The organism is Kutzneria buriramensis, from assembly GCF_003387475.1.
GTDB lineage: Bacteria > Actinomycetota > Actinomycetes > Mycobacteriales > Pseudonocardiaceae > Kutzneria > Kutzneria buriramensis.
Genome location: NZ_QUNO01000012.1, coordinates 374,123 through 385,143, shown reverse-complemented (window position 1 = coordinate 385,143; position 11,021 = coordinate 374,123). Strand labels below are relative to the sequence as shown.

14 protein-coding genes are annotated in these 11,021 nt (G+C 71.0%); 1 reads left to right on the top strand and 13 read right to left on the bottom strand.

Annotated elements, in window-relative coordinates; all coding sequences use genetic code 11:
* Positions 1 to 15: 15 nt before the first annotated feature.
* The 13 genes from BCF44_RS33640 to ffh form a co-directional block, all read right to left on the bottom strand.
* The gene (locus tag BCF44_RS33640; protein WP_116178439.1) at positions 16 to 357 is read right to left on the bottom strand and encodes a DUF2469 domain-containing protein; all 342 of its coding nucleotides are present in this window, start codon (positions 355 to 357) and stop codon (positions 16 to 18) included.
* Positions 354 to 1,121: a ribonuclease HII gene (locus BCF44_RS33635; protein ID WP_379799055.1), complete on the bottom strand. Its 768-nt coding sequence runs from the start codon at positions 1,119 to 1,121 to the stop codon at positions 354 to 356. The genes BCF44_RS33640 and BCF44_RS33635 overlap by 4 nt, the downstream gene beginning before the upstream one ends.
* 7 nt (positions 1,122 to 1,128) lie before the next feature.
* Positions 1,129 to 2,094: a signal peptidase I gene (gene lepB / locus BCF44_RS33630; protein WP_246015884.1), complete on the bottom strand. Its 966-nt coding sequence runs from the start codon at positions 2,092 to 2,094 to the stop codon at positions 1,129 to 1,131.
* A 56-nt stretch (positions 2,095 to 2,150) separates the two neighbouring features.
* Positions 2,151 to 2,975, bottom strand: coding sequence for a signal peptidase I (lepB, locus tag BCF44_RS33625; protein WP_116178438.1), 825 nt, complete (start codon positions 2,973 to 2,975; stop codon positions 2,151 to 2,153).
* A 21-nt stretch (positions 2,976 to 2,996) separates the two neighbouring features.
* Positions 2,997 to 3,359 (bottom strand): 50S ribosomal protein L19, encoded by a 363-nt coding sequence (rplS, locus tag BCF44_RS33620; protein ID WP_116178437.1) that lies wholly within the window; start codon positions 3,357 to 3,359, stop codon positions 2,997 to 2,999.
* A 194-nt stretch (positions 3,360 to 3,553) separates the two neighbouring features.
* Entirely contained in the window at positions 3,554 to 4,318 is a 765-nt protein-coding gene (trmD, locus tag BCF44_RS33615; RefSeq protein WP_116178436.1) for a tRNA (guanosine(37)-N1)-methyltransferase TrmD, read from the bottom strand.
* A complete protein-coding gene (rimM, locus tag BCF44_RS33610; protein ID WP_116178435.1) occupies positions 4,318 to 4,845 on the bottom strand; it encodes a ribosome maturation factor RimM in 528 nt (175 codons plus the stop codon). Before rimM ends, trmD begins: the two co-directional genes overlap by 1 nt.
* Positions 4,842 to 5,081 (bottom strand): RNA-binding protein, encoded by a 240-nt coding sequence (locus BCF44_RS33605; protein ID WP_043722819.1) that lies wholly within the window; start codon positions 5,079 to 5,081, stop codon positions 4,842 to 4,844. The genes rimM and BCF44_RS33605 overlap by 4 nt, the downstream gene beginning before the upstream one ends.
* The gene (rpsP, locus tag BCF44_RS33600; RefSeq protein WP_116178434.1) at positions 5,078 to 5,527 is read right to left on the bottom strand and encodes a 30S ribosomal protein S16; all 450 of its coding nucleotides are present in this window, start codon (positions 5,525 to 5,527) and stop codon (positions 5,078 to 5,080) included. Before rpsP ends, BCF44_RS33605 begins: the two co-directional genes overlap by 4 nt.
* 220 nt (positions 5,528 to 5,747) lie before the next feature.
* Positions 5,748 to 6,476, bottom strand: a complete 729-nt coding sequence (locus BCF44_RS33595; RefSeq protein ID WP_246015882.1) for a CPBP family intramembrane glutamic endopeptidase — start codon at positions 6,474 to 6,476, stop codon at positions 5,748 to 5,750.
* A 45-nt stretch (positions 6,477 to 6,521) separates the two neighbouring features.
* Positions 6,522 to 7,196, bottom strand: coding sequence for a CPBP family intramembrane glutamic endopeptidase (locus BCF44_RS33590; protein ID WP_116178432.1), 675 nt, complete (start codon positions 7,194 to 7,196; stop codon positions 6,522 to 6,524).
* 15 nt (positions 7,197 to 7,211) lie between these two features.
* Complete coding sequence (locus tag BCF44_RS33585) at positions 7,212 to 8,285, bottom strand: amidohydrolase family protein (protein WP_116178431.1); 1,074 nt, start codon at positions 8,283 to 8,285, stop codon at positions 7,212 to 7,214.
* A gap of 70 nt (positions 8,286 to 8,355) precedes the next feature.
* Complete coding sequence (ffh, locus tag BCF44_RS33580) at positions 8,356 to 9,897, bottom strand: signal recognition particle protein (RefSeq protein ID WP_116178511.1); 1,542 nt, start codon at positions 9,895 to 9,897, stop codon at positions 8,356 to 8,358.
* Between the two features lie 70 nt (positions 9,898 to 9,967).
* On the opposite strand from ffh, the gene BCF44_RS33575 reads away from it, so the two are divergent.
* The gene (locus tag BCF44_RS33575) at positions 9,968 to 11,020 is read left to right on the top strand and encodes a zinc-binding dehydrogenase (protein ID WP_116178430.1); all 1,053 of its coding nucleotides are present in this window, start codon (positions 9,968 to 9,970) and stop codon (positions 11,018 to 11,020) included.
* The last annotated feature ends 1 nt before the right edge of the window (position 11,021 follow it).

Here is an 11,021-nt window from a genome sequence, read left to right as displayed (position 1 = left end):
GCAGGCGGCGCCAAATTACGTGGCGGGAGGGCCGCCGGCGCCGAAGGGGCCGTCCTCCGGGAGCCGGAGGTCGGGCTTGTCCAGCTCCTCGACGTTGACGTCCTTGAAGGTGATCACCCGCACGTTCTTCACGAACCGAGCCGGTCGGTACATGTCCCACACCCAGGCGTCGGACATCCGCACCTCGAAGTACACCTCGCCCTCGGCGTTGCGCACCTGCACGTCGACGGCGTTGGCCAGGTAGAACCGCCGCTCGGTCTCCACCACGTACGAGAACTGACCGACGATGTCGCGGTACTCCTTGTAGAGCTGAAGCTCCATCTCGGTCTCGTACTTCTCGAGATCCTCCGCGCTCATCGGACCCGCGTCCCTCCTCGTCGTGAGCCAGGTACCCCGGCTTCCGGGGACGCTCCATTCTGAACCACGCGGCGGGCGACCTCGTGCGGAGGGCACATGTTGTGCAGCCGCCCGGCCGCCGCCACGTTCACGTACGACCAGCGGTGCTCCGCGGTCGGCCCGTGCACGTTGAGCGCCGCCGTGTGCTCGGCGGTGCAGTAGCCCTTGTGCACGTCAAAGCCGTAACGCGGCAGCTCGCCGTGCAATTCCGTCATGATCCGGTCCCTGGTCACCTTCGCCAGCACCGACGCGGCGGCCACGCACGCGACCACCTGGTCCCCCTTGATCACCGCCGTGCTCGGCGCGGTCAGCCCCGGCACCTTGAAACCGTCGACCAGAACATAACCCGGATGGGTGGTCAGCTGGGCGACCGCGCGCCGCATGCCCTCGATGTTCGCCACGTGCACACCGATCCGGTCGACCTCGGCCGGCGGGATGACGATCACCGCGAAGTCCAGCGCCCGGGCCAGCACGAGGTCGTACATCCGCTCCCGCGCGAGCTCCGTGAGCAGCTTGGAGTCGGTGAGGCCTTCCAGCCGGCGGGCGTCGCCCGGCCGCAGCACGCACGACGCCACCACCAGCGGCCCGGCGCACGCGCCGCGGCCGGCCTCGTCCACGCCCGCGACCGGCCCTAAACCGCGCCGGTCCAGCGCCGACTGCAATGCCCAGTTGCCCGTGCTGCTCCGGATCACCGCCCGCTGCGGCCGGAGCTCGTCTCCCGCCACTACCACCTCAGCGGTCGCCCCTGGCGAACAGTCCGAACAGCTTGCGCCGCACCCGCCGGCCGACCCACAGCGTCGGGAACGCCGCGGCCAGGCCGACGCCCGCCGGCAGCCCCTGCTGCCAGGCCGGCGCGTTCAGCGCCGACGCCTGGGCCTGCGGGTCGACCGTCGTCACGCCGCCCCAGCGCTGCGGCGGCAGCACGATCACCCGGGCCTTGCCGATCACGTTGGCCACCGGCACCGCGCCGGCCAGCAGGTCGCCGTGCCCCTGCAGCCGCGAGTCGTCGGAGTTGTTGCGGTTGTCGCCCTGCACCCAGAGCATGCCATCGGGCACCTTGACCGGCCCGAACGTCATCTGCGTCGGCGGATAGTCCGGCCGCCAGTAGATGTACGGCTCGTTGAGCGGCTTGCCGTCGACCACGACGCGGTTGTTGTCGCAACACTGCACCGTCTGCCCGCCGACCGCGATCACCCGCTTGATCAGGTCGTACTCGTTGGGCGGGTACAGCGAGATGGCCGACGCGAAGTTCTCCAGGCCCCGGATGATCGGGTTGGCCGACTGCTGCGCCTGGAACTCGCTCTTGTCCCAGTTGTCCGGCGCCTTGAACACGATCACGTCGCCGGGCTTCACGCTGGTGAAGTCGTAGCTGAGCTTGTCGACCAGCACCCGGTCGTCGGTGCACCCGTCGCAGCCGATCAGCGTCATCTCCATCGACTCCGACGGGATGACGTAGACCCGGGCCAGGAACGTCTGGATCAGGATCGTCAGCACCAGCGCGGTGACGATCAGGATCGGCAGTTCCTTCCAGAACGACCGCTTCTTCTCCGGCCGCCGACGCCGACGGGTGCGCGCCGTGGCGGCGCTGTCGAGAAGATGGGGTTCCGACTCGGCCTGCTCGGACTCGGAAGAAGTCAGCTTGGGTTCCTCCGGGTCCGGGCTGCTCTGCGGGTTCTGCGAGGGCACGACGTCGGTCACCGGGCCAGGTTACGCTAGCGCTGGTGGGGTGGAGGTACAGCGGGCCGTACGGTCCCCTACACGGGTAGTAGCGAATCCGCCCAATTCCGGCGTCGCCACCACAGCAACGCCAGACCGCCGGCGGCGACCTGCGGATCGTGGTCGGTGATGAAGCCCCAGCGGCCCACCGGCAGCACGATGACGCGCGCCTTGCCGATGACGTCGTCGACGCCGATCGTGCCGTTCACCCCGCCGCCGCCCTGGTACCGCGAGTCCTCGGAGTTGACCCGGCTGTCGCCCATCACGAACAGCCGCCCCGCCGGCACCTTCACCGGCGCGAACGGCTCCATCTTGTCGCCCCGGCCCGGCAGGAAGTAGATGTACGGCTCGTCCAGCGGCTTGCCGTCCACCAGCACGCGGTTCTTGGCGTCGCAGCACTGGATGGTCTGCCCGCCGACGGCGATCACCCGCTTGACGAAGTCCCGCTCGTCGACCTGCGCCAGCCCGATCAGCGAGCCGAGCCACTGGAGGCCCTGCACGACCGGGTTGCCCGGTTCCCGCGCGGTGAAGTCGTTGTGGGTCCAGGCTTCGGGGCCGCGGAACACCACCACGTCGCCGGGCGACGGGTCGCGGAACCGGTAGATGATCTTGTCCACCAGCACCCGGTCGTCCGTGCAGCCGTCGCAGCCGTGCAGCGTCTGCTCCATCGACCCGGACGGAATGACGTAGACCTTGGCCAGGAAGGTCTGGATGAGGACGGTCAGCACGAGGGCGATCCCGATCAGGATGCCCAGCTCCTTGAAGAAGGAGCCGGCGCGCTTACGGCCCTTGCCGCCATCCGATGATGGCGGCAAGGGCCGTTCAGCGTCGTCGTGCTCGTCCCGGGACTCGTCGTAACTCACCGGGGCGCTACGGCCGCGTGATCAGGAGTTGGCCGGGATCGCGTCCCGCTTCTCCTTGATCTTGGCGGCCTTGCCGCGCAGGTCGCGCAGGTAGTACAGCTTCGCGCGGCGGACGTCGCCGCGGGTCACGCGCTCGATCTTGGCGATGTTCGGGGAGTGCACCGGGAAGGTGCGCTCGACGCCGACGCCGAACGAGATCTTGCGCACCGTGAAGGTCTCGCGCACGCCGCCGCCCTGGCGGCGGATCACGACGCCCTGGAACACCTGGACGCGCTCGCGGGTGCCCTCGATGACGCGGACGTGGACCTTCAGGGTGTCGCCCGGACGGAAGTCCGGGATGTCGGAACGCAGCGACTGAGCGTCCAGAGCGTCCAGGGTGTTCATCGGTGGTCCGTCCTCGTCCTTCGGGTGTCTGTCGTACAACCCCCGCGAAACGCACGAACGAACTCCACTGCCGGAATCCGGGTGCTGGTCCTGCCTGGGGGTCTGGGCCCAAACTGGCGCACGCCGGTCGCACTGACCGGGTGCAGCAACCTGTCCAGTGTGCCAGACGCGCTCGGCAGGCCCAAATCCGGGGGTTAGGGGTGGTCCGGGTCGCGCAGGCGGTCCAGCAGCGCCCGGTCGTGCTTGTCGAGCTGGTCGTCGGTGAGCCGGTCGAGCAGCTCGGGCCGACGGTGGAAAGTCCGCTCCAGCGCCTGGTCGCGCCGCCAGCGGTCGATCAGCTTGTGGTTGCCGGAGCGCAGCACGCTCGGCACGCCCAGGCCGCGCCACACCTCCGGCCGGGTGTAGCTGGGGCCCTCCAGCAGGCCGTCGGAGAACGAGTCCTGCTCGGCGGACAACGGGTTGCCGAGCACGCCGGGCAGCAGCCGGGCCACCGCCTCGACCATGACCAGCACCGCGACCTCGCCGCCTACCAGCACGTAGTCGCCGATGGAGACCTCGTCGACCCGCATCCGGCCGGCCGAGTCGTCCACGACCCGCTGGTCGATGCCCTCGTAGCGGCCGCAGGCGAACGCCAGCCAGGGCAGCGTTGCGTACTCGCGGGCCAGTTCCTGGGTGAAGGGCCGGCCGGCGGGCGTGGGCACGACCAGCCGCGGCAGCGTGCCGTCGGCGTCCGGCTGGCACACGGCGTCCAGCGCCTCGCCCCAGACCTGGGGCTTCATCACCATGCCGGGGCCGCCGCCGTACGGGCTGTCGTCCACGGCCTTGTGCACGTCGTGGGTGTAGTCCCGCAGGTCGTGCACGTCGACGCTGATCAGTTCCTTGTCGATCGCCTTGCCGAGCAGAGCCGCCCGCAGCGGCTCCAGGTACTCGGGGAAGATCGTCAGCACGTCGATCCGCATCAGGCGTCCAGCAGTCCCTCGGGCGGGTCGACGACCACGCGGCCACCGGCCACGTCCACGGTGGGCACGATCTGTGTGACGAACGGCACCAACACCTCGCCGCCGCCGTCCCGGCGCACGGCCAGCAGGTCGCTCGCGGCGGTGTGCAGCACCTCCGCGACCACGCCCACGCGGTTGCCGTGCACGTCGACGACCGCGAGCCCTTCGAGCTCGTGGTCGTGGAACTCGTCGGGGTCGTCGGTCGGCGCCAGGTCCGACGCGTCGACCAGCAGGAGCAGGCCGCGCATCGCCTCGGCCGAGTCCCGGCCGGCGACTCCCTCGAACGTCACCAGCAGCCGTCCGGTGTGTGGCCGGACGGCTGCGACGGTGACAGTGCCGGACGCGCCGTCACGCGCGCGGGTCCCCAACACGGAACCCACCGCGAACCGCTCCTCGGGGGAGTCGGTGTGCACGTCCACGACGAGTTCGCCGCGGATGCCGTGCGGCTTGACGACCCGTCCGACGACGCGAACGTCGGGACTGGTCAACGGTCGGTGTCCACCACGTCCACGCGCACACCGCGACCGCCGATGCCGGCCATCACGGTGCGCAGCGCGGTCGCGGTCCGACCGCCCCTGCCGATCACCTTGCCGAGGTCGTCCGGGTGGACGTGCACCTCGAGGGTGCGACCGCGGCGGGTGGTCAGCAGGTTGACCCGAACGTCGTCGGGGTGGTCGACGATGCCCCGGACGAGGTGCTCGAGCGCGTCCGCGAGCAAGCTCACGCCTCGCCGCCCTCGGACTTCTCCTCAGCGGCGGCCTCGTCCTTGGCCTCGGCCTTCTTGGACGCCTTCTTCTTCGGCGTCGTGGCCTCGGTCGTCGGCTCCTCGCCCGCGGCGGCCAGCGCGGCGTTGAACAGCGCCTGCTTGTCCGGCTTCGGCTCGGCGTGCTTCAGCGTGCCCTCGGCGCCCGGCAGGCCCTTGAACTTCTGCCAGTCGCCGGTGATCTCCAGGATGCGCTGCACCGGCTCGGTCGGCTGCGCGCCGACGCCCAGCCAGTACTGCGCCCGCTCGGTGTCGACCTCGATGAAGCTGGGCTCCTGGAGGGGGTGGTACTTGCCGATCGTCTCGATCGCCTTGCCGCTACGACGGGCGCGCGAGTCGGCGACGATGATCCGGTACTGCGGCTGGCGGATCTTGCCGAGCCGTTGCAGCTTGATCTTGACGGCCACGGGTGGTGGTACTCCTCAGGCTCTCGTTGCTCCGGGTGGAGCCCGGCCGCCCGCGTGGGGACGCGGAGGTCGAGCTCAGGTTTCAGGACGCCACGGCACAGCGAGAGGGACCGGCAATGGCGGACAGCCGTCCATTCTGCCAGACGACGGCGCGCCGACACCAATCAGGGTGTGCCCGAGACCTGCATTCGGTGTGCCCGAGAGCGCGACTCGCGGGGGTTCAATGCCACACACCCAGGGACATGAGGAGGATGCCGATTGCCGGGATGAAGTTGTTGATCTGGTGGGCGACGATGCTGGCGGGCAGGCGGCCGGTAACCAGGCGGGCCCAGCCGATGGGGATGGCTATGACCAGCAGCAGGGACGTCCGCAGCGGCTCGAGGTGGCCCATGGCGAAGATCGCCGTGCTCAGCGTGAAGGCGGCCCAGCGGCTCCAGTTCAGCCGCTCGATGGCGCCCCACAGCAGGCCCCGGTAGATCACCTCCTCGCACAGCGGGCCGACCAGCCAGGTGTAGAGGAACATCACGACGGCCAGCGCGACCGGCAGCGGCCGGGTGTCGACGACCGACGCCAGCGCGGACGTCGGATCGAGCCGGCCGACGGTCTTGGCCCAGATCACGGCGGCCACGGCGGTCAGCACCACGCCGGCCGCGCCGAGTTTGAGGCCGGCGCGCACGTCCGGCCAGCTCCATTGCAGCCGCAGGTCGGTCACGGGGCCGTTGCCGCGCAGCAGGGTGGCCAGCACGGCGACGCCGGCGGCGAGCATGGCGGGCAGGATCGTCACCACGACGATCACCACCGGCGGGATGGAGCCGTCGTCGCCGGTCGGCCCGGCGGCGGCGGACAGGAACACCGCGGAGAGGATGAACACCAGCTCGGCGAGCAGGAACGCACCGAACCCCCAGCGGTGGGCCAGGGGCCTGTCGGCCTGCGTTGTCGGTGGTGTCACCGGGCCTCCTCGGTCCGACGGCTGGTGCACGTGGTCGGCATCCGGTCAGGTCGCCGCGAGCACAACGATCCCGGGCAACAGGTTGTTGGTCGCGTGGGCGACCATGCTCGCGCCGACCCGTCCGGTGGCCATCCTGGCCGCGCCCAGCGCCAGGCCCTGGGCGAACAGCGACGCCAGCCGGGTCGGGTCCAGGTGCATGAACGCGAACACCAGCGCGGTGAACGCGAGGATGACGAACCGCGGCAGACCGTAACGCGCCAAGGCTCCCCACAGCGCGCCGCGGACCAGTAGTTCCTCCGTCATGGGCGCGCCGACCACGAGGAACACCACGTAGCCGACGAGCCACCCGTTCAGCTGAGTACTGACGGACTTGGGCTCCGGCGGGATGGCCTGCGCCACCAGCAGCGAGATCACGATGCCGACGAGAACCGCCCCGACACCGCAGACGAAGCCGACCAGGACGTCGCGGCCGTTCGGCAGGTAGCCGAAGTCGGCCAGCACGCCGCGGCCGCGCCGGCGGGAGAACCACCACGGCACCAGGCCCAGGAACAGGTTGGCGATCAGCGGCAGCACCAGGTCGAGCCCGGCCCGCGGTCCCGCCGGCGGCCGCAGCAGCCCCAGGATCAGCAGCGACACCACGTAGTACGCGCCGAAGCCGAGCAGGAATGCGGGCAGGCCCCAGGCGAGGTCGGTGGGCGGTTGCTGCCGCTCGTCGTCCACCGGGCCTCCCCGTCGCTAGCGAACCACCCGTCCCCGCAGCATGATCATCGACGGATCACGCAGCACCTGGAGATCATCTCGTGGGTCGGCGGCGAATACCAGCAGGTCAGCGGGTGATCCCTCGGTCAGTCCCGGCCAGCCGAGCCAGGACCGGGCGGCCCACGACCCGGCGGCCAGCGCCTGTTCGCGGGTCATGCCGGCCTCGTGCAGGGCGATCACCTCGTCGATCAGGCGCCCGTGCTTGATGCCGCCGCCGGCGTCGGTGCCGGCGTAGACCGGCACGCCCGCCTCGACCGCGCAGCTGACGGTCCGTCGCACCCGGGCGTGCAGGTCACGCATGTGAGCGGCGTAGGCCGGGTACTTGCCGGCACCGTCCGCGATCGACGGGAACAGCTCGATGTTGATCAGGGTCGGCACCAGCGCGGTGCCGCGGCGGGCCATCTCGGCGATGGTGTCGTCGGTGAGGCCGGTGCCGTGCTCGATGCAGTCGATGCCGGCGTTGATCAGGCCGGGCAGCGCGTCCTCGCCGAACGTGTGCGCGGTGACCTTGGCGCCGGCCGCGTGCGCGACGTCGATGGCCTCCTTGAGCACCTCGTCCGGCCAGAGCGGGGCCAGGTCGCCGAGGTCCCGGTCGATCCAGTCGCCGACGAGCTTCACCCAGCCGTCGCCGTACGCCACCTGCTCGGCCACCGCGGCCGGCAGCAGCGACGGGTCCTCCAGCTCGACGCCGAGGTGCCGGATGTAGCGCCGGGGCCGGGACAGGTGCCGGCCGGCGCGGACGATCCGTGGCAGGTCGAGGCGTTCCTGGAGCGGCCGGGTGTCGATCGGCACGCCGCAGTCGCGGATCAGCAGCGTGCCGTTGTCGCGGTCGGTCTCCGCCTGCTCGATCGCCTCGTCGAGGGTGGTGGCGCCCTGCGGGCCGAGGCCGACGTGGCAGTGCGCGTCCACCATGCCGGGCAGCAGGAAGCCGCCGTCGACGATGGTCTCCGCGCCCGGCACCGCCTTGGTGCGCACCCGCCCGTTGACGACCCACAGGTCGCGCTCGTCGCCGTCCGGGAGGACGACGCCGCGCAGGTGGAAGCCGCTCACTGCGGCACCTCGCCAGCGCTCGGTGTCCGCATTCGCGGACGCTCTGCGCTGAATGCGCTCGCAGGCTCGCTCATTGGTCCTTGCCGAACTTGAACTTCTTCGGGTCGAAGCCGGGCGGCAGCTGGTCGAGGCCGGCCAGGCCGGGCGGCAGGTCCTGCAGGCCCGGCGGCAGGTTGGACAGGTCGGGCATGCCGGCCGGCAGGCCCGGGAAGCCGCCGCGCATCTTCGGCGGGGTCGGCCCGCGGCCGCCCTTGCCCTTCTTCCCCTTCTTGCCCTTGCGGCTGCCGCCGCCACCGCCGCCCGGGAAGCCGAACCGGCCGGCCATCTGCTTCATCATCTTGCGGGCCTCGAAGAAGCGGGTGACCAGGTCGTTCACCTCGCTCACGGACACGCCCGAGCCCTTGGAGATGCGCAGCCGGCGCGAGCCGTTGATGATCTTCGGGTCGACCCGCTCCGCCGGCGTCATGCCGCGGATGATGGCCTGCATCCGGTCCAGCTTCTTCTCGTCGAAGTTGGCCAGCTGGTCCTTCATCTGGCCGGCGCCGGGCAGCATGCCGAGCAGGTTGGCGATCGGGCCCATCTTGCGGACCGCCAGCATCTGCTCCAGGAAGTCCTCCAGGGTCAGCTCGCCGGTGCCCAGCTTGGCCGCGGTCTGCTGCGCCTTCTCCTGGTCGAAGTGCTGCTCGGCCTGCTCGATCAGGGTGAGCAGGTCGCCCATGCCCAGGATCCGGCTGGCCATCCGGTCCGGGTGGAAGACGTCGAAGTCGTCCTGCTTCTCGCCGTTGGAGGCGAACAGGATCGGCTGGCCGGTGACCTCGCGCACGGACAGCGCGGCGCCGCCTCGGGCGTCGCCGTCCAGCTTGGTCAGCACCACGCCGGTGAAGCCGACGCCGTCGCGGAAGGCCTCCGCGGTGGTCACCGCGTCCTGGCCGATCATCGCGTCGACCACGAACAGCACCTCGTCGGGCTGCACGGCGGCCTTGATGTCGGCGGCCTGCCGCATCAGCTCCTCGTCGATGCCCAGCCGGCCGGCGGTGTCGACCAGCACGATGTCGTGCTGGGCGCGCCTGGCCTCGTCGAGGCCGGCCTTGGCCACCCGGACCGGGTCGCCGACGCCGTTGCCCGGCTCCGGCGCGAACACCGGCACGCCGGCGCGCTCACCGACCACCTGGAGCTGGGTGACGGCGTTGGGACGCTGGAGGTCGCAGGCGACCAGCATCGGGGTGTGGCCCTGCTTGCGCAGCCAGGCCGCCAGCTTGCCGGCCAGGGTCGTCTTGCCGGCGCCCTGGAGGCCGGCGAGCATGATCACCGTCGGCGGCGTCTTGGCCAGGTTCAGCCGGCGCGTCTCGCCGCCGAGGATGCCGATCAGCTCCTCGTTGACGATCTTGACGACCTGCTGGGCCGGGTTGAGCGCGCCGGAGACCTCCGCGCCCTTGGCCCGCTCCTTGATGCCCGCGATGAAGGTGCGGACGACCGGCAGCGCCACGTCCGCCTCGAGCAGGGCGATCCGGATCTCCCGGCAGGTGGCGTCGATGTCCGCGTCGGACAGGCGACCCTTGCCACGCAGGTTCGCCAGCGCCGACGAGAGCCGGTCAGAAAGGGTGTCGAACACGGTCCGCACGACCTCGCAACTAGACGGTGGTGTTGCGTCGAGCGTAGCTGGACGGGTACCCACCAGTCTCATGAGCGCCACGATGCCGGCCGGACGGCTCAACCTCCGCACCCTCGAGTTCGCCGTCGAGGAGGTGCCGGTGCCGACCCCCGGGCGGGGCGAAGTGCTGGTGAAGGTCGAGGCCGCGGGCGTGTGCCTGTCCGACATCCACCTGATCGACGGCACGCTGCGGCTGCCCGGCGACGAGCTGGAGACGGTGACGCTCGGCCACGAGGTCGCCGGCACCATCGCCGAACTGGGCGAAGGGGTGCCGGACGTGTTCCGCGAGGGGCAGCGGGTGCTGCTGCTGGCCGGCATGGCCTGCGGCAAGTGCGCCAACTGCGTGCGGCGGCGTCCCGGCTGCCTGAACGGGCTCACCCGCGGCGTCCAGTTCGACGGCGGTTGGGCGCACTACACGTTGGCACGCACGGAGACCGTGTACCCGATCCCCGACAGCCTCCCCATCGAGCAGGCCGCGATCATCCCCGACGCCGTCTCCACGCCGTATGCCGCGATCACGCACACCGCCCGTCTGCGCCCCGCGCAGTCCGCCGGCATCTGGGGCGTCGGCGGCCTCGGCGCTCACGGCGTACAGCTGCTGCGCTTCGCCGGCGCCGCACCGATCATCGCCGTGGACCCGCTGGCGAGTGCACGTGAACGCGCCCTGAGCCTCGGCGCCGACTTCGCGCTGGACCCCATGGCCGACGACTTCCGTACGCAGGTGTTGGCGGCCACCGACGGCCTCGGCCTCGACTACGCCTTCGACTTCGCCGGCGTGCCGGCCGTGCGACCGCAGGCCGAGAGCGTGCTCGCCCGTGAGGGCTCCCTCGTGCTGGTGGGCCTCTCCGGGCAGGCGCTCACCCTCCCCAACGACACCGCCTTCAGCGCCCAGCGGCACCGCGTGCTCGGCCACTACGGCGGCCTGCCCGTGCACCTGGAGGAGCTCATCAAGCTCACCGGCCACGGCCGGCTGGACTTCTCCGGTTCCATCAGCGGGCACTTCAAGTTCGAGGACGCCGCCGAGGCTGTGCGCCAGCTGGCCGAGAAGGTCAACGACCCCATCCGCCTGGTGCTGGTCCCCTGAC